General features: G+C 62.2%; 15 protein-coding genes and 3 pseudogenes. 12 read left to right on the top strand and 6 right to left on the bottom strand.

The genetic code is table 11. From position 1 onward, the window contains the following. The first annotated feature begins 3 nt into the window (after window positions 1-3). From OKW35_RS17505 to OKW35_RS17465, 9 genes and pseudogenes are all read left to right on the top strand, one after another. A complete protein-coding gene (locus OKW35_RS17505; protein WP_429552694.1) occupies window positions 4-1,251 on the top strand; it encodes a CaiB/BaiF CoA transferase family protein in 1,248 nt (415 codons plus the stop codon). Beyond that, the gene (locus tag OKW35_RS17500; RefSeq protein WP_429552693.1) at window positions 1,248-2,012 is read left to right on the top strand and encodes an enoyl-CoA hydratase-related protein; all 765 of its coding nucleotides are present in this window, start codon (window positions 1,248-1,250) and stop codon (window positions 2,010-2,012) included. The genes OKW35_RS17505 and OKW35_RS17500 overlap by 4 nt, the downstream gene beginning before the upstream one ends. Further along, window positions 1,997-3,805, top strand: coding sequence for an acyclic terpene utilization AtuA family protein (locus OKW35_RS17495; protein ID WP_429552692.1), 1,809 nt, complete (start codon window positions 1,997-1,999; stop codon window positions 3,803-3,805). The genes OKW35_RS17500 and OKW35_RS17495 overlap by 16 nt, the downstream gene beginning before the upstream one ends. Further along, window positions 3,802-4,962: an acyl-CoA dehydrogenase family protein gene (locus tag OKW35_RS17490; RefSeq protein WP_429552691.1), complete on the top strand. Its 1,161-nt coding sequence runs from the start codon at window positions 3,802-3,804 to the stop codon at window positions 4,960-4,962. The genes OKW35_RS17495 and OKW35_RS17490 overlap by 4 nt, the downstream gene beginning before the upstream one ends. Before the next feature lie 140 nt (window positions 4,963-5,102). Continuing rightward, window positions 5,103-5,387: an SDR family oxidoreductase gene (locus tag OKW35_RS17485; protein WP_429552690.1), complete on the top strand. Its 285-nt coding sequence runs from the start codon at window positions 5,103-5,105 to the stop codon at window positions 5,385-5,387. Window positions 5,388-5,565: 178 nt separating this feature from the next. Beyond that, window positions 5,566-6,057: a YbhB/YbcL family Raf kinase inhibitor-like protein gene (locus OKW35_RS17480; RefSeq protein ID WP_429552689.1), complete on the top strand. Its 492-nt coding sequence runs from the start codon at window positions 5,566-5,568 to the stop codon at window positions 6,055-6,057. Window positions 6,058-6,258: 201 nt separating this feature from the next. Next, entirely contained in the window at window positions 6,259-7,392 is a 1,134-nt protein-coding gene (locus OKW35_RS17475; protein ID WP_429552688.1) for a porin, read from the top strand. Between the two features lie 30 nt (window positions 7,393-7,422). Then, the gene (locus tag OKW35_RS17470) at window positions 7,423-7,803 is read left to right on the top strand and encodes a BON domain-containing protein (protein ID WP_429552687.1); all 381 of its coding nucleotides are present in this window, start codon (window positions 7,423-7,425) and stop codon (window positions 7,801-7,803) included. A gap of 81 nt (window positions 7,804-7,884) precedes the next feature. Next, window positions 7,885-8,321, top strand: a pseudogene (locus OKW35_RS17465) (IS6 family transposase); the annotation flags it as partial. Window positions 8,322-8,522: 201 nt separating this feature from the next. Here the strand turns inward: OKW35_RS17465 and OKW35_RS17460 are convergent. The 6 genes and pseudogenes from OKW35_RS17460 to OKW35_RS17435 form a co-directional block, all read right to left on the bottom strand. Further along, window positions 8,523-8,641: pseudogene (locus OKW35_RS17460) on the bottom strand (VOC family protein); the annotation flags it as partial. 666 nt (window positions 8,642-9,307) lie between these two features. Beyond that, window positions 9,308-9,460, bottom strand: coding sequence for a hypothetical protein (locus tag OKW35_RS17455; protein ID WP_167368824.1), 153 nt, complete (start codon window positions 9,458-9,460; stop codon window positions 9,308-9,310). 149 nt (window positions 9,461-9,609) lie between these two features. Next, window positions 9,610-10,355 (bottom strand): annotated as a pseudogene (gene phbB / locus OKW35_RS17450) (acetoacetyl-CoA reductase). A gap of 154 nt (window positions 10,356-10,509) precedes the next feature. Beyond that, complete coding sequence (gene phaP, locus OKW35_RS17445; protein ID WP_429552686.1) at window positions 10,510-11,076, bottom strand: TIGR01841 family phasin; 567 nt, start codon at window positions 11,074-11,076, stop codon at window positions 10,510-10,512. Window positions 11,077-11,333: 257 nt separating this feature from the next. Continuing rightward, on the bottom strand, window positions 11,334-11,531 hold the full coding sequence (locus OKW35_RS17440) for a hypothetical protein (RefSeq protein WP_090812124.1): 198 nt from the start codon (window positions 11,529-11,531) through the stop codon (window positions 11,334-11,336). 957 nt (window positions 11,532-12,488) lie between these two features. Next, window positions 12,489-14,056 (bottom strand): IS3 family transposase gene (locus OKW35_RS17435; protein WP_429552685.1). Its coding sequence is split into 2 segments (ribosomal slippage): window positions 12,489-13,618 and window positions 13,618-14,056, totalling 1,569 coding nucleotides; the frame shifts between segments, so codons are not numbered across the junction. A gap of 54 nt (window positions 14,057-14,110) precedes the next feature. On the opposite strand from OKW35_RS17435, the gene OKW35_RS17430 reads away from it, so the two are divergent. From OKW35_RS17430 to OKW35_RS17420, 3 genes are all read left to right on the top strand, one after another. Next, complete coding sequence (locus OKW35_RS17430; RefSeq protein WP_429552684.1) at window positions 14,111-14,725, top strand: tyrosine-type recombinase/integrase; 615 nt, start codon at window positions 14,111-14,113, stop codon at window positions 14,723-14,725. A gap of 660 nt (window positions 14,726-15,385) precedes the next feature. After that, a complete protein-coding gene (locus OKW35_RS17425; RefSeq protein ID WP_429552683.1) occupies window positions 15,386-17,872 on the top strand; it encodes a hypothetical protein in 2,487 nt (828 codons plus the stop codon). 80 nt (window positions 17,873-17,952) lie between these two features. After that, window positions 17,953-18,153 (top strand): hypothetical protein, encoded by a 201-nt coding sequence (locus OKW35_RS17420; RefSeq protein ID WP_429552682.1) that lies wholly within the window; start codon window positions 17,953-17,955, stop codon window positions 18,151-18,153. The last annotated feature ends 131 nt before the right edge of the window (window positions 18,154-18,284 follow it).

Below are 18,284 nucleotides of genomic sequence, written 5' to 3'. Positions count from 1 at the left end.
AGAATGAAGAGCGACTCGAACCAGGGCGGGCCGCTGGCCGGCCTGCGCATCGTCGACATCACCGAAGTCGTCATGGGACCTTCGGCCACGCAGATGCTGGCCGACCTGGGGGCCGACGTGATCAAGGTGGAGCCGCCCGGCGGCGACATGCTGCGCGCCGTCGGGCCTGGCGGGCGCTCGGGCGCCGGCCCGCTGTTCCTCAACCTGAACCGCAACAAGCGCAGCGTCATGCTGGACCTGAAGCGCCCTGCCGGCAAGGAAGCGCTGCTGAAGCTGGCGCAGACGGCCGACGCGCTGGTCTACAACGTGCGGCCGCAGGCGATGCAGCGCCTCGGGCTGGATTACGAGGCGCTGCGGCTGGTGAACCCGCGCATCGTCTACGTCGGCACCTTCGGCTTCAGCCAGCGCGGCCGCTATGCGGACTCGCGCGCCTTCGACGACCTGATCCAGGCGGCCGTCGCGATCCCCGAGGCCAGCGTGCGGGCCGGTTCCGATGTGCCGCGCTATGCCCCGCTGAACCTCTCGGACCGGGCCACGGGCCTGTACGCGTTCGGCGTGATCTGCGCGGCCCTGCTCGCGCGCGAGCGCACGGGCTGCGGGCAGGCGGTGGACGTGCCGATGTTCGAGACCACCGCGCAGATGATGCTGGGCGATCATCTGTACGGCCACACGTTCATCCCGCCGCGCGGCGGCTTCGGCTATCCGCGGCTGCTCAACCCGCAGCGGCGGCCGTACGCCACGCAGGACGGCCTGGTGTGCCTCGTCGTCTACACCGACGAACAGTGGCAGGCCTTCATGGGCGTGGTCGGGGAGGCCGAGCGGTTCAACAGTGACCCGCGGTTTGCCGACGGCGAATCGCGCACCCAGCATGTCGAGGCGCTGTACGAGATCCTCGCCGACAAGCTGAAAGCGCAGACCACGCAGCAATGGCGCGAGCTGCTGGAGCCGCTCGGCATCCCGGTAATGGCGGCGCAAACCTTCGAGTCACTGATGGACGACGCGCACCTGCAGGACATCGGGTTCTTCCAGCAGTTCGAGCATCCCACCGAGGGCATGCTGCGAACCATGGCGGTGCCCAGTGAATGGCCGCAAACCCCGCTGCCGCCGCTGCGCCCGCCGCCGTTGCTGGGCGAGCACAGCGCGCAAGTGCTGGCCGAGGCCGGCTACTCGCCGCAGCAGATCCGCGAGATGGAGCAGGCGGGTGTGACGCAAGTCGCGGCGTGCAGCGAGTCAACGGGAGTCGAAGCATGAGCGAGGTCGTGCACGCCAACCGGCAGGACGGGCGGCTGATTCTCACCATCGACCGTCCGGAGCGCCGGAACGCGCTCAACGCGGAAGTGATCGGCACCTTGCAGGAAGCGCTGGATCGCGCAAGGTCTGACGAGACGATTCGCGCGGTGGTGCTCACCGGTGCGGGCGACGAAGCGTTCTGCGCCGGCGCCGACCTGGGCGGGGATGCGTTCGCGTTCGACTATTCCACGCCGACCAGCGCCTATGCCGACCTGCTGCGCACGGCCCGCACGCTGAACGTGCCGCTCGTCGCGCGGGTCAACGGCGCCTGCATGGCCGGCGGCATGGGCCTGCTCGCGATGTGCGATCTCGCCATCACGGCCCGGCACGCGAGCTTCGGCCTGCCCGAGGTGAAGGTGGGCGTGTTCCCGATGCAGGTGCTCGCCGTGCTGCAGGCCCAGTTGCCGCTGCGCTGCCTCGCGCAGCTGTGCCTGACGGGCGAGCCCATCGACGCGGCGCGGGCACGCGAGATCGGTCTGGTGAACGAGGTGGCTGACGACCTCGACGCTGCGCTCGAGCGCCTGCTGTCACGGCTGCTCGCCAACTCACCTACCGCGCTGCGGCGCGGCATGTATGCGATGAAGGCGATGCGCTCGATGTCCTTCGACGAGGCGATCGCCTTCGGCGAAGGACAGATCGGCCTGCTGGCCCTGACCCAGGACGCGCGCGAGGGCCTGACCGCATTCAAGGAAAAAAGGAAACCGCAATGGACGGGCAACTGACATCGTCGACGCCGGGCAAGGTTGTGCGCATAGGTGGCGCTTCAGGCTTCTGGGGCGACAGCAGCCTCGGACCGCTGCAGCTGGTGCGCTGCGGCGCCATCGATTACCTCGTGTTCGACTATCTCGCCGAGCTCACCATGTCGATCCTCGCGGGCGCGCGCATGAAGCGGCCGGAGGAAGGCTACGCCATCGACTTCGTCACGGTGGCGCTGCGCTCGGTGCTGAAGCAGACCGTCGAGCAGGGCATCCGCATCGTCAGCAACGCCGGCGGCGTGAATCCGAGGGGCTGCGCCGCGGCGGTGCGGGCTCTGGCCGACGAACTGGGCGTACCGGTGCGGGTCGCGATCGTCGAAGGCGACGACGTGCTCCCGCTTGCCGCCGCGATGCGAGCGGCCGGCACGGTCGAAATGACCAGCGGCGAGCCCATGCCGGAGCGCCTGGTGACGGCCAATGCCTATCTCGGTGCACTGCCCATCGCGCGGGCCCTGGCCGCGGGCGCCGACATCGTCATCACCGGCCGCTGCGTCGACAGTGCGGTCACCCTCGGCGTGCTGATGCACGAGTTCGGCTGGGCGGCCGACGACTTCGACCGGCTCGCCGCCGGCAGCCTGGCCGGCCACATCATCGAATGCGGCTGCCAGGCGACAGGCGGCCTGCACACCGACTGGGCCAGCGTGCCGGACTGGGCGAACATCGGCTATCCGATCGTCGAGTGCCGCGAAGACGGCAGCTTTGTGGTCACCAAGCCCGCGGACACCGGCGGCCTCGTCACGCCCGCAACCGTCGGGGAGCAACTGCTGTACGAGATAGGCGATCCGGCCAACTATCTGCTGCCGGACGTGATCTGCGACTTCCGCCAGGTGCGCATGGAGCAGGCCGGGCCGCATCGCGTGCTCGTGACCGGCGCGCGCGGCCGCCCGCCGACCGGCACCTACAAGGTCAGCGCCACCGCGCCGGCGGGCTTCAAGGTGTCCGGGCAGCTCACTATCGTCGGGATCGACGCCGCAGCGAAGGCCAGGCGCACGGGCGAGGCGCTGCTCGAACGCGGCCGCCGGCTGCTGCGCGAGAGCGGGTTCGCGGTTTTCCTGACCACCCATATCGAGCTGCTCGGCACGGAGTCGGCTTACGGGCCGCATGCGCGGCCCTTGCCGACGCGCGAAGTCGTGTTGCGCCTGACAGTGACGCATGCCGACCGGCGCGCACTGCAGATGTTCAGCCGCGAGTTAGCCGCACCCGGCACCTCCTGGTCACCCGGTACGACCGGTGCCAGTGGCCGTCCCTCGGTGTCGCCGGTGCTGAGGCAGTTCGCCTGGCTCATTCCGAAGGCGCAGATGACGCCGACGGTCACGCTCGGCGAGACGACGTTCACCGTGACGTTGCCGCCACCGCAACCGCAGGTCGCGCCTGGACCGCTGGCGCCCATCGAGGGTGCGCTGCCCCCCGGCCCACGCCAGAGCGTGCCGCTCTTGAGAATCGCGTTCGGACGCAGCGGCGACAAGGGCGACACCTCCAACATCGGCCTCATCGCGCGGCATCCGGCCCTGCTGCCGGTGCTGATAGACCAGGTGACGCCAGAACGCGTCGCGGAGTACCTCCGCCATCTGGTGCAGGGGCCGGTCCACCGTTACGAGCTGCCCGGCATCCATGCCATCAACCTCGTCTGCGAGCGGGCGCTGGGCGGCGGCGGCATGGCGTCGCTGCGCAACGACCCGCTCGGCAAGGGCATGGCGCAGATGCTGCTCGACATGCCGGTCGACGTCCCCGCAGGCCTGTTGCAGAAGCTCCCCGCATGAATTTCGACTTCTCTGACGACCAGCTTGCGATCCGCGACGCCGTCGAGGCCCGCTGCGCCGACTTCGGCGCCGATTACTGGCTCGAGCGGGACCGCGATGGGCGCTGGCCCAGCGAGTTTTGCGACGCCGTTGCCCGCGGCGGGTGGTTCGGCGTGACCATGCCCAAGGAACATGGCGGCGCCGGCCTCGGCATCTCGGCGGCCGCGATGGTGATGCGCACGATCGGCAAGCTCGGCTCGGCGGCGGTGTCGTCGGTCCACCTGAACCTGTTCGGCCCGCAGCCGGTGGTCGTGTTCGGCAGCGAGGCGCAAAAGCGCCGCATGCTGCCGCCGTTGATCGACGGTTCGGATCGCGCCTGCTTCGGCGTGACCGAGCCCAGCGTCGGTTCCGACACCACACGCGTGAGAACCTTCGCCCGCCGCGCGGGCGACCGCTACATCGTCCACGGCCAGAAGGTCTGGACCTCGACCGCGCAGCACGCCAACAAGATCCTGCTGGTGGCCCGCACGACGGCGATCGAGGCATGCGCGCGGCCGATGGAGGGCGTCACGCTGTTCTACACCGACCTCGATCGATCGCGCGTGCGCATCAGCGAGATCGACAAGATGGCGCGCAAGGCAGTGGACTCGAACGAACTGTTCATCGACGGGCTGGAGATCCCCGTCGAGGATCGCATCGGCGACGAAGGCCAGGGCTTCAGGTACCTGCTGCACGGCCTGAATCCGGAGCGAATCCTCGTCGCGGCTGCGGCGCTCGGCGCCGCTGAGACAGCGCTGGCGCGGGCAACCGACTACGCCAGGGAACGCGTCGTGTTCGGCCGGCCGATCGGCAAGAACCAGGCGATCCAGCATCCGCTGGCGGAATGCTGGATGCGCCTGCAATCGGCCGAACTGCTGATGTGGAAGGCGGCGGCGCTCTACGACGCCGGCAAGCCCTGCGGTGTCGAGGCTACGGCGGCCAAGTACCTGGCGGCGGAGGCCGGTTTCGAGACGTCGTTGCGTGCGGTGCGCACGCACGGCGGCTACGGCTACGCGACGGAGTACCACGTCGAGCGCGGCCTGCGCGAAAGCGTGCTGCCGCTGCTCGCACCGGTGACACAGGAGCTCGCGTTGTGCTACGTCGCCGAGCAGGCGCTCGGGCTGCCGAAGTCGTACTGACCCGCGCGGCGCGAGACAAACCGCATCCAGGGCGTGGCAACGGCACGTCCGGCGACACCGACCAGATCAATTCGCAACGGTCGATAAACCCGAGCCTGGAGACTGCGAAATGAGGATGAACGTTGGGGGAGGACAGTTTCATGAAGAGCGCCAATTCAATCTCTCCTGGCATCACTCGCACGCCGATGTCGGGTGACGCCCTGAACATCCCCGAAATAGTGCGAGCCTTCGAGGCCGGCTATCCGCTCGGACGTATTGGCACTGTGCGCGACGTCGCCGAGGCGGCTCTCTGGTTGGCAAGCGACGTGTGCTTCATGACGGGACAGAACTTGCAGGTCAATGGCGGCCTGACGCTGCGCCGCAATCCGACAGTGACGGAAATGGGCGCCGTCTATGCCCGGGTTATCGCGGACCTGTCCGCATGACGGAATCAATGGGTAGACACGATTGAATAATCGTCGGCGGCCGAAGGTGTCGTGTGAGGGGATGCCGTGGCGCAGCTAGAGGAAGCGGCGCCATGACAAATAGGTGCATCGGTTCTGGAGCACATCCGGGCGATGCAGCTTTCCTGGTTCTCAAATCAAGTAAATCAAAGGAAATGGCGTGAGCATCTTCACAGTTATATCGCCTGAATTCAAGGATCAGGAACGGCTGCAACTGGTGCATGAGTTCGATGGCTTCGACGGGACCGGCCAGAACCGTTCGCCCGCGCTGCATTGGCACGGCGCGCCGGCAGGCACCAAAAGCTTCGCGTTGACCCTGTACGACCCGGACGCACCGACCGGCAGCGGCTTCTGGCACTGGATCCTGTTTGATATCGATTTGTCCGTCACCCAGCTCGTCGCGGGCCTCGGCTCACCCGGCGCCACTGACCTGGGCGCCAGCGGCACTCAGGCCACCAACGACGGCGCCACCGGCTACGGCGGTCCCTGCCCGCCCAAGGGCTTGCCGGCGCACCGCTATATTTTCACCGTGCACGCGCTGGGTGTGCAGAAGCTGGAGCCGCCGGCCAACGCGCCCAACGCGGTGGTGCGCTTCTTGATCTACCAGAACACGCTCGCCATGGCCACCCTGACCGGCCTCTACAACCGCTGAGGGTGCGCCTTGCTGTCACTGTTTGAACCGCTCGCCAGCAGTCCCAGGGCCATCAGCCCGAATGGAGGAGCACGATCTAAGCATGGGGAGTGCTTCCTGACCAACCGATGCCGGTAGAAACGCCCGGGCCAGTTTCATTCCACCACTAGCCGTACGCCTGCCGGAAGTGTCCCGCGATCGCGACACAAGTAGGAGACCGAAATGAAATCGAAGTGGAGTGGCGCTGCAGCGCTTGTGGTGTTCGCGAGCGCAGCACATGCGCAATCGTCGGTGACGCTGTACGGCCTACTCGATACCGGGTTCCTGTATCAGAGGGCGAACGCGAGCAACTTTCAGTCGAAGGTGAATCTCGGGCATGTCTACGAGCTCAAGGACGGCGGCATCTATGCGAGCCTCTGGGGCTTGAAGGGCACCGAGGACATCGGGGGCGGCTACAAGATCAACTTCAAGCTGCAGGGGTCGTTCAACACGCCCACCGGGAGGGCCGGACTGGCCGGCACGCCGACCGCCACCGCGATGTTCAACGAGCAGACGACGGTGGGCGTGTCGAGTCCGTACGGCACGCTCGACCTGGGCCGGCAGATCCTGCCGATGATCTACGCGATGGCGGACACCGACGTACGGAACGCCCAATACTTCGGCAGCATCCTGACCGCGTGGCTCGGCCTGAACCAGGCCGCGGGCTGGCCGGGCACCAGCACGAACGGCTCGATCGGCGCGCTGTATGACGACAATGCGATCGTCTACCAGTCGCCGAAATTCTACGGCGCATCGCTTGCGCTCGAGTACGCGCCGGGCGGCGTCGCCGGGAAGTTTCAAGGCGGCACGCGCGAGTCGGCCGTGCTCAAGTATTCGAACTACGGCCTCAACGTGGCGGGGGTGTACTACAACGGACACGACGCCAACCCGTTTGCGCCCAACGGTGCCGTGACCCCGGCGACAGGCCTGAACAACAACCGGTTCTGGTACGTTGGCGCGCAATACACGTTTTACAATGTTTCGGTGTCGACGTCATACGCCATGGGCAAGAATCCGGCGAAAAGCAGTCAAGACAGCTTCGAGATGATCTCCGCCGGCCTCGGCTACCAGTTCACCCCATTCTTCAAGGTCTCGTCGGGCTTCTATTACCTGAGGGACCGGAACTTTTCGTCCAACCAGTCGAATCTGTTCGCGGTGGGCGCCGAATATAACCTGTCCAGGACCACCCTCGCCTACGCACAGGTCGGGTACGTCAACAACCGGGGCAACATGAGCCAGACGATCATATACGCCGCGCCGGTTCCGGAAGGAACGTCGAGCACCGCAGCGATGATCGGCATCCGTCACGTTTTCTGATCCCGTGAATTACGACAAGCGGAGCATCGAATGAGAACAACCAGCATGGCACTCAGGATGGCCGGCGGCATATTGCTCGCGCTGGCATCGGTTCACGTCTCGGCGCAGTCAGGCGCAGCGAGCGCGGCGTCGAATGGCGCCGCGACGGCGGCGTCGGCCGCACCGGCGGCCAAATCGGACCGGGCGGCCAATCGCGCACTGCGCCGCAAGGTCTATTCGGCCATCGTGAAGCACAAGGAGATCAACGCCGGGAACATCAGTGTCGTCGCGAAGGGCGGTGCAGTCACGCTCTACGGGACGGTCGTCGACCCATCGCAGATCGACAAGGTGGCCGAAATCACCAAGGGCGTCCCGGGCGTCATCTCCGTGACCACCAAGCTGACGGTCGAGAAACCGTTCGGCGGCCAGTAAGCTATGGCGGTTCTGTTGCAGTAAGGCCGGTCCGCTATGACGTGCGGAACGACATGAACGACATGAACGACTGAAAGCTCGATGAAGACGATGAATCCCGTGGTGGCCCGAGTGCTCAAACGCCTGCATTATCCGCTCGACGTGATTCTGACTTGCGTGCGCTGCTACGCGTCCTCTCCGCTGGGCCTGCGGCACCTTGAAGACATGATGGCTGAGCGCGGCGTTTGGGTCGATCATTCGACTGTGCACCGCTGGGCCATCAAGCTGTTGCCGGTGCTGGAGAAAGCGTTTCGCCGCCGCAAGCGTCCGGTGGGTAAGAGCTGGCGGATGGACGAGACGTACTCCGCGTCAAGGGGGAATGGCGGTATCTTTACCGGGCCGTTGACAAGGACGGCAGCACCATTGACTTTCTGCTACCCGCCGCCCATCGGGACAAGACTGCGGCCCGGCGTTACTTTGAGAAATCGATCGCCCAGAACGGTGTACCCGAGACGGTGACCGTCGACAAAAGCGGCGCCACCCGCCAGTTCATGGGCTACCTTGGGAGCCTCGCGAACGGACCATGCGACTGCAATGCACGTGCAGGACGGCGCCGCGTGGCTCGGCAGGCCGATCCAGTGCCGATCGAGTGGACCGTGTTGAAGGCTCCGGCAAGCGTTTGAGCGTCTTGCGGGCTCAGTTGGGCTCAACACCGCAACTTGCAGCGGCGCCTCGCGCGCCGCTTCGGGCGGCCCTTTCAGTTCCACCACATTGCCTTCGGATCGAACAGATACAGAGAAGGGCCGTAGCCGTCCGCGCCATATCGCCGCCCCTGCTCGCCTAGCGGCGCGCCGAGGGCGGGCCAGATCTCGGCGCGGTCCAACAGACGGCTGCTGCCCAATAGAAAGTGCGCACGAAAATCGCGGCGCGTTTGAGCGACGTTGCGTCCGGTGCAGTTCCAGTCGGCGCGCAGTCACTTTGAGCGACCGTTGTAGCTCGCGCAGCCGACGCTCGAATGTCCGCGTGACAGCGCGAGCCAACGGCCGTAGATTCCAGCGGCCGCTCTATAAAACGTTCATCGAACGGGCGCTATCGGCCAGGAACGGCCGATCGAGATGCCGCGCGGGATGGCGGGAGTGCGGCGACGATCAGCCGTTCGCGTTCCAGTACTTACTGCGACCGCAGCGTCCCGCCTACGCGTATCACGAAGGGATTTTTCATGCCATGCTGCATTCGTGACCCATATTCCGGGACTGCTCGACGGGCTTGATTCGCATGATCGCCACATATGCCAGGCTGGTCGGTAGGCCGCGCCTGATCTTCCAGCTGAAGTCAGTCTCAACCGCCACTTCAATGTCGAACTCGTTGATTGCCGTCCAACTTCGCTCGCACCATTTTGCGCACTGTCGGCGATTCGACTCACGCAACCTCCATTCGGTTGACGTGCCACAGATCGATAACGGGTGCACGAGGCTATATGCGGCCCGTTGCCGCGAGGCCATCTCCGGTCTGAGGCTCCTCAATGTCAGTGGCGGGTCCAGTCCCACCAGTCGTGGTGGTCAAGGTTCCGGAGGAGCTGTCGCCGGCGCTGCTCGCGCCGATAGTGGCCGGCCACGAGCATTGATGCGATCACCAGCACAGACGAACCCATCACAATGCCTACCCATGAGTCGCTCATTTCGCTCTCCTCCGCGGTTGCCGTTACCGACCCAGGCGATCTACCGGAGCCCGTCCATCCAGGCCGCAGGCTTCCATCGCCATCCCTGTTGTGCGGTGAACCGGCTGCAGACCAGTTCACCTCCGTCGCCCGGCTGCAAGCCGGGTGGTTCACTGCAGGTGCTGGCCGCCATTGATCGCGATGTTGGCGCCGGTCACGAAAGCCGCCTCACGCGAGCACAGGTACAGAACCAGCGCAGCCACTTCATCCGGCTGCCCGAGGCGGCCGACCGGAATCTGCGGAATGATCCTGCTGTCCAGAATGTCCTGGGGCACTGCTGTGACCATTTTCGTGGCGATATAGCCGGGCGAGATCGTGTTGACCGTGACGCCTTTCTTCGCCACTTCGAGCGCCAGTGATTTCGTGAAGCCGTGCATGCCCGCTTTGGCGGCCGCATAGTTCGTCTGACCGAAACCGCCCTTGTTGCCAATGATCGACGACACGTTGATGATGCGGCCCCAGCCTCGTTCAACCATGCTGTCGCACCACGGCTTCGTCATGTTGAACACCGAGTCGAGATTGGTGTGCGGATCACCGCATCCCAATTGACTTTGTCGAGTTTCCTGAAGCCCGCATCCCGTGTGATGCCGGCGTTATTGATCAGGATGTCGACTGGGCCGACTTCTGCCTTGATCCGTTCGGCGCATCGTTGGCACGAGTCGTAGTCGGCGACATCGACGGCATACGCGCGGAACTGCCGCCCGTCGGCTTCCATGCGGGCCAGCCAGCTGTCCGCACCGGTATTCTGCGGCGAGCAGGTGACCACGACTGCATAGCCGGCATCGTGCAGTCTGATGCTGATCGCTTCACCGAGTCCGCCCATTCCGCCTGTGACCAGGGCAACCTGTTTCGTCATCTCACCTGTCTCCGGTAAAAGGGGGCGTTCTTCGCTCACGCGGAACGGCGATGCTCGCCTGATGGCCGTCCAGATGCGCCAACATCAACAGGATTCCTTTGTATGACGCAACTGATTGGACTGACTGACGCGGGCGCCGGGCCCGCTTCGGACACTATCGCCTGGTGCCCGCCGACGCTTGCTCGGCAGTGCGCCGGGCAGTCTTCGATGCAGCGGTCGCAACGGCGTCAAAGCTGCTTCCGGCGACCTGCACCGCCTGGTGACTGGTTTTCTGCAGGGATTCGACCAGCGCATGGGTGGCGCCAATCGCCGACTTCCATCCGGAGATGGCAGCTTCGGAACCGGCCGGTGCGCTTCTGGCAACATCCTCGACAAGCGTTTGCACCCGGCGGTGGTACGCCTCGTATTGCGTCTGCGCGACCTGCGCGAATTCGCCCTGGGTGGCTGACATGATCTCGAATAGCTGCCGGCTGTACGACTGCACTTTTTCCGCCGTCGGCGCAACGAGAGCGGCTTGCAGCGCGAGCCCCTCCTGCGGATCCTTGACGGAGAACACTTTCAGCGCGTTCTGCCGGGTTTCGGCCAGCGTCGACTGGATCGTTTTCAGATTCAGTTCGGCCAGCTTTTCAATCCCCTCGACTACCTTTGTGGCCAGCCCGTAAGCGGTATCAAGGTTGGCCTTCCGGGATGCTGCAATCTGCTCCGGGGTCGATAGGTTCATCGCGAAACTCCTGAGGCGACCTGGCACCTTTCCGATCAATCGGATAGCAATGAGGTGCGCGGCGGTCATGTGGACGGACTGGCGGAAAACACGAGCGCAATGCGGACTGCGCCTTGCACGCGCCAGGACAATTAATAGTAGTACTTATCGTACTATTGAGGACCCGCTTATTCCGATGATAAGGAACTGCATTGCTTGCCCCGTGGAGGTGGGCGCTGGATTTTATAGGGCGGACAATGATCCGCTAACGAAAGTCATTAGCCGAACCGCGTGACAGCTTTGAGTATGGAAACGCCGTCGCTGGTTATCTGGGGGCGTTGCTGGCCGGATGGAAGTGTTTCGAGTGCGACGAGTTGGTGTTCGAGCAAAATATCCAGCTCCGCACGATCCAGCCCGAGTTGATCGGGCGCGTCCTTGATCAGCATCAAGGTTGCGAACTCATGGGGGCTCAGCATCTTTGTCTCCTGTTGATAGGTGTCAATTTGCCGGAAAGCTCAACCGTTCTCGCGCGACGACCAGAATCGTGTCTCCCGAAATGCGACTTTCACGCATGATTCACGCTAACCGGATGCCGACTGCGCGCCCGGGAGATCATCTTAATGTGTCCCCATCGGCACGATCAATATGTGGGATTTAACATTTTTCTTACAATTGCATTCGAACGGTGGGCCGCCACCTGCACGCATGTGGGCGTGCGCCCCCGCCGGTAAAGGCGTTCGAAGATTTTCAGACGTATGGTTCGACGGCTTGTCGCACGATCGTTCAGGAGGGTAAACGACAGCTCAGTTTGTCTGATAATAGTAGGCACCCCAAATCTGAATTGCAACGTGTTTCCCGCATAACGTACGTCCGTGTCGAGGCGCTTCCGCATTTCGTGGGGCAAGTTGCTGTAGCGCCCAGGCGTCACCAGTCGCCCGTCTGGAGCATCGACACGAACGTTATGATTGCGACCAGAGGCATGCGCGGAGAGGCTCGATCGACAAACCCGGCGTCGACTACCGGCGTCTCATTTTGCGCCGAAAGCCGCCATCCATTAGCTCAAGCTGAATGGCCCTTGTGGGTCGGGAGTGTGAGTTCGCTGACGCAGAAAACTGCCGCTCGGCCGCTCGATGCTGCCACCGTCGGCAATCCGTCCCACTGCCGACGTAGAACCCCGTCCTCTCCAACGTCGGCATTGGCCGAAATTTACCGGTAGGTCATCGGGCAGCATTCGGTTGCGGACCAGCCGCCCGGGTGAACGCTTCGTAAGATCCATGAAAGGCAATACTTGGCCGGGCCGGGTATGAACCCCGGCAGATCCGGCCAGAGCGGACGTCGAGGTCAGATACCACAATCGAACTCCCATCATCCCTGTGGGAGATTGAGATGAAAACCGAACAATCCGGCGCGCGTCAAGCAAGTTGTCGCCTCACTCATGCAGCCAGAGGCTGTTTATTTGCGCTGATCGACGCCATCTCGACGACTGAGTCGCGTTCGGGGTTAAGCGTCACGGCACCAACCGGTGTCCAGTTGCGCGTGTGGCGCGACCAGCGGGCCGGATTGCGCTCGCGGGCCCTCTCGTACAGTGCATGCCGAGCGGCGAGAAGCGCACGATCGTCACCGGCGTGACGCTGCGCAGGCGTCACGTAGCGGATGCCACTATGACGATGCTCGAAGTTGTACCACTGCACGAAGCCGGCAGCCCAGGTGCGAGCAGCGTTCAGGTCCTCGAAGCCTGTGACCGGAAACTCCGGCCGGTACTTCGCGGTTCGGAACAGCGCCTCGGCATAGGCGTTGTCGTCGCTGACCCGGGGGCGCGAGTACGACGGCTTGATGCCCAGCCAGTGCAGCATCGCCAGCACGGTAGTGGCCTTCAGCGTCGCCCCGTTATCGCCGTGCAGCACCGGCCGGGCCTCAAGGGCGGCAATGCCTTCGGAGAGCGCCGTACGACGTACGAGATGAGCAGCGTGTTCGGCCGCGTCGCTGTCGTGCACCTCCCAGCCGACAATCTTGCGGCTGTACAGGTCCAGAATCAGGTACAGGTGGAACCATCGCCCTGTGACCGTTGCCGGCAAATAGGTCATGTCCCAGCACCACACCTGGCGCGGCGCGGTTGCAACGTGCGTGGTCGGCGGCCGGCCGCTCGAAGGAGTTCTGGCACGGCCACGGCGCCTCATCTGCCCATGCTCGCGCAGCACGCGCGCAAAGGTCGATTCGCTGGCGATGTACACGCCTTCGTCAGCCAGCATCGGCACGATGCGCGCCGGTGGCATGTCGGCAAAGCGCGGCTCGCTGGCTACGCGCAGCACGTTTTCCCGCTCCTGCGGGCTCAAGGTGTGCGCGGGCAGCAGGCGCATCGCGCCGGGCCTGGCGTCGCCAGTGACGAGCCCTTGATTGGCCTTCCAGCGCTGCAGGGTACGCACGTCGATCCCGGCCACCTCGCAGGCCAGGCGCAACCGTGCGCCAGCCAGTCTTGCCGAATCGATTTCCCGGGCCAGGAGCTGGCGATCTTCGAGGCCGATCATTCGTCCTCGCCCTTGTCCGTGTTGAAGATCGCCCCGAGTTTTTTTGAAAGAACCAGCAATGCGGCTGCCTCGGCCAGTGCTTTCTCCTTGCGCCGCAGTTCGCGTTCCAGTTCCTTGATGCGACGCTGGTCCTGCTTCGTTTGCTGTGGACTCGCACGGGCCTCTTCGGGCTCGGCCAGCGCCTGCGTGGCCGCTTGCCGCCACTGCGCCAGAACCTGCGGATACACGCCATGCTCGCGGCACCACGCATTGCGGGCCGTCTCGTCCATCGCTGCCGTGCTCAACACCGCTTCGAAACGCGCGGCCGCTGTCCAGGCCCGCTCGCGAGCGGGCCTGGACAGCGCATCACTGCGCCAGCGCTCCAGCGTCTGCGCGCCCACACCGATCTCTCGCGCAACCTCTTCCACTGATGCGCTCTCCGGCGGCAGCAACCGCGCCACTGCTCTGTCCTTGAATGTCTTTCCGTAACGCGCCAACTTGTTCTCTCTTTATCGCCCCCAGATTCCAATTTTATCCAGGCGACAACCATTGTGACGCGGGGGGAATCCCGTGAGGCATGGAACAAGGGTAAGCTGGTCGGGCAGAAGCCGCCGCTGAGGCCGAAAGACGTCTGGGCCATCCGGATCTACCTTCAGAACGCTCATGCTGTCCGAGATCTGGCCCTGTTCAACCTTGCAATCGACAGCAAACTGCGTGGTTGTGATCTTGTCAGTCTGCGAGTCCGCGATGTCACGCACGGCAATCAGGTCCTGTCGCGGGCGCAAGTCATCCAGCGAAAGACACAGCGCCCCGTCCAGTTTGAACTGACCGAGTCGACCCGGAAGGCGGTCGGCATGTGGCTTGAGAAGGCTGCCCTGAGGTCCGACCAGTACCTCTTCCCAAGTCGGCTATTGGCGTCACCGCATCTTTCAACCCGGCAATACGCCCGGATGATACGTCGATGGGCGGATGCAGCGGGGCTTGATCCGACAGCGTACGGCACGCATTCGATGCGCCGTACAAAAGCGACGCTGATTTACAAACGCACGAAGAACCTCAGGGCAGTGCAGTTGCTGCTCGGCCATAGCAAGATTGAAAGCACAATCAGGTACCTTGGCATCGAAGTCGACGACGCGCTTGAGATTTCGGAGCAGACTGAAATCTAGCGCAGCTGGTTCTGGCCGCGCGAAACGATGCTACATCGGGATTCGTGCGGCCGCGCTCCAGCGCGGGTCTCCTGGGATAAAACCGGCGCACCTGTGCCGGCGTCGCTTCTGCAGTACCACCATCCTCGAGAACGCTTCGGTCCGGAAAGCTGCCGGACAGCCTATGCGTTCGACTCGGCCTGAGCCGGCGTTTAAGCAGAAGCATCCATCGGTCGACTAAAGACCGCTTTCCCGACATTCAAGCGGATGTGTGCCAGCACCTCGTTATCATCATCTGACTTGCATTGAAGTTCGACCGGCTTGCGGTGGGCGACCCATGCGGCGAGGTTGGGCGTCGGTCAAAAAACTTGTCGCGCCACTTTATCAGTCGCGAAGATCGAAGCGGCGTTCGACGCCCTGCATCGCGCCCTTGGCACGCTGAGCAGTAACTTACGCTATTAACTCGTGGCGAACGAAGACCGTCTCGCTTTTCGCGAAGACTTTTAAAAATGAAAAGGTTAACTAAACTAACAAGATCCGTAAGAAGGAGGGACCCATTCAGACGCGCTTAGATCAGACGATTAACCAAATCGTTCGATGCCTATAGAGTTGTGCGGCGCGTCAACGGGTCCTTATACGAAATTCGGGGCGGGGACCAAGTCCGAAGCAAGGAGCGAACCGATGATTTCTCAGGCGTATTATGTGGATGTTGCAGTGCCTATCATCCTGCTTGGCAGTCTCGTCCGGCATGTGGTGCTCACTCCGGAGAAAGAGCGCGGGCACTTCACGGCTCATGTTCGGGAAATCAACGAGCCGCTCATTGAAGCGATGATCGACGAGGCATTGACCGAGGACTCACCACGGAAAAAGAATAAGCAGAATCACACTCCAACACCGCGACCTGCTGCGAAGTTCGTGCTTGACTATAGGGACAAGGCACTGTCTTCCGTCAAAGGATTCGGGGAATTGCATAGCGTGCTCGATTATTTTCCGCGGGGAGCCACAAAGAAGTTACAGAGCGAACAGCGACTGCGCGTGCGGCACGAGTATGTGTCAGACAGGATAAGAGGCTCGGACGATACCGCCGAGAGCGCCGACGATGATTCATTTCTCGACAACTGGTTCTTCAAGGAACGTTGGCCGGGTACTAAAAGCGCTAAGGAGAAATCCGAGGGCGCGGAAGGCAACGCGAGTAGCGCGGAGGACGCCGTAAGCAGTCGACAGATCATGGTTGTCTATGATCACGATTCGCGGTTCAGGGGGTTGCTGAGTCGCATCCAACAGGACGAAAAGAAGAAAAAGAAGTTTAGAACAATCAGCAGCGCCTGCAAGGGAGGAGTGATTCTCGCAATCAACGACCATGAGACCAATCGCGAGCAGTTCACCCCCGAGAGCGCCGATGGTTCCGCGCTCAGCTGGTTCGGGGACGCTGTCGATCTATGTTTCCATGAAGAGTTGAGAAACAAATCTGTCGTGATCGTAGCGGCTGATGCTTTGCGCAAATGCGGCGAGAGAATCATGGAGCGCGGGGCCGTCGAGTCTTCCGTCAATGATGTGTTGATGCTCATTCGAAGCACGGGATTTCACCTCAAGGAGTTTCGCAAGAAATGCAGACATCTGGTCATCGTGTTTCGTGAGACGGGTGCTCTTCACATCGATTTCGACGAAAAGCACGGTTTTGTCACCTATGGGCCAAACTGCGATCGGCACGCCCAAATGCATCCCGGTGCGTATGGCAGGGTTCCCGGAAAATTCGCGACGATCGTAATCAGTGTCGTGAGGGAGCTGTGCTGGGCAGCGGTGGATTCAGGCGCTAAGCTCGATGTGGATGGAGCGATTCGCATGGCCGTAGCGGCGTACAACTATCACTATGACGCAGGATTTTTGCTGAAGGCGCCAAAAGGCTCTCCGTTCGAGGACTATGCGAACATACTGAGCGCCGGCCGCCGAGCGGAGCTATTCGAGGCATTCCAAAAGGGCAAGGAAGAGTATTTGCTAGCTTCGGTCAAATTCGAGCTCGAACAACAGAATCCGCCAAAATGGAACAGAGTAGACGAGTTCAAACAAGATGAGTTCGTCAATAAGTTGATCGAGATCGTCCAAAAGGGAATCGAAGTGCCGCTCAGAAAAAGCTGGACACCGGAATGGATGCCCAATTTCAAACCCACAAGCGTGATACGCGTTCCATTCTCTCAGTACGGGCTGCTAACGCTCGTCGATCCAATCGAGATAGAGCGCTTCAGCAGTTTGGCCAAACTCATCGACAAATATCTTTCAACGCCATCATGGACAAAGCCCTTGTCGATCGCAGTGTTCGGTGCGCCGGGTGCGGGCAAATCCTTTGCGGTGAAACAGATCATTCAGCGCGTCAGCCCTGACCGAAAAACCGAGCCCTTGATTTTCAATCTTGCCCAATTCGCATCGACGGATCAGCTCACCGAGGCTTTCCACAAAGTCCAGGACAATGCGCTCAAGGCTCAAGAGGTTCCGCTCGTGGTATTCGACGAGTTTGACTCTGATCTCAATGGTGCTCCGCTCGGATGGCTCAAGTATTTTCTTGCTCCCATGCAGGATGGTGAGTTCAGGGGCAAGGACGCAGACTACCGCGTTGGACGGGCGATCTTTCTCTTCGCTGGAGGAACCAGTCAACGATTTGACGATTTCAAGATGTCGCTCGGCGAAAATAACGATTCCCATGGTGCCGAGGTAGAGGACCGGAGCTACGAGAGTTTGCCCTCCGACCGTGCGAAGCAGGCCAAGCTGCCGGATTTTATCAGCCGGCTTCGAGGTCATCTCGATGTCGCAGGCATCAATCCGCCGAAGGGTGGAAGCCTCAAGAGCACCGAAGACAACCGAATGATATTGATGCGCCGCGCAACCTTGTTGCGGTCTGCGCTAGTGCAGCACGCTGGGGAGATATTCAGGAAGGTCGACTCAAAAGTGTCATTCGCCAATATCAACGAGGATCTGATTCGTGCGTTCCTGTACGCCCATAATTATGTTCACGGCTCGCGCTCGATGGAAGCCATTGTGCAGATGTCGCGTTTCATCGACGGGCATTTTGTGCCCACATCGTTGCCCACGCGAGAGTTGCTAGAAACGCACGTCGACTTCCCGTCGTTCATGAGCCGGATACGCGGATGGCACTACGATCAGGACTTCATTTGACGTGCGAACTTGGGATGCCGGGGTAGGAACATGGAGAGCGGCGATTAGTTTAATCAGTTGCGTCTCATAGGCGATACGCGATGGCGCAATATCCAGAAAAGTTCTGGGTGATGGTCGTGAGGTCGACCACGATATTTGCCATGTCGACACACCGCAAAGAGACCAAGTCCGGAATTTCAGCCGAGCAAATGAAAACACTATCAGTGCTATTTGCGCTGATTCCGCAACTTGAACGGCGTGTTTTCATCCAAGTAAGCGGCCACTTTGTCGTTGACAGTTGAGGTTGCAGTCCGTCAAACAGACGAGCCGCTATTCAAAGTGACAGAGAATTGGCTCAGAGATAGGCAATCGCACTAGGATCTCCGGCCCGTGCTCGATATGCAATCACTCGATCGATGTAGCGGATCTGCAT

It is taken from the genome of Paraburkholderia sp. MM5477-R1 (assembly GCF_050436385.1).
Classification (GTDB): domain Bacteria; phylum Pseudomonadota; class Gammaproteobacteria; order Burkholderiales; family Burkholderiaceae; genus Paraburkholderia; species Paraburkholderia tuberum.
The sequence above is the reverse complement of the archived record's forward strand: the minus strand, read 5'-3'. Positions and strand labels throughout refer to the sequence as shown.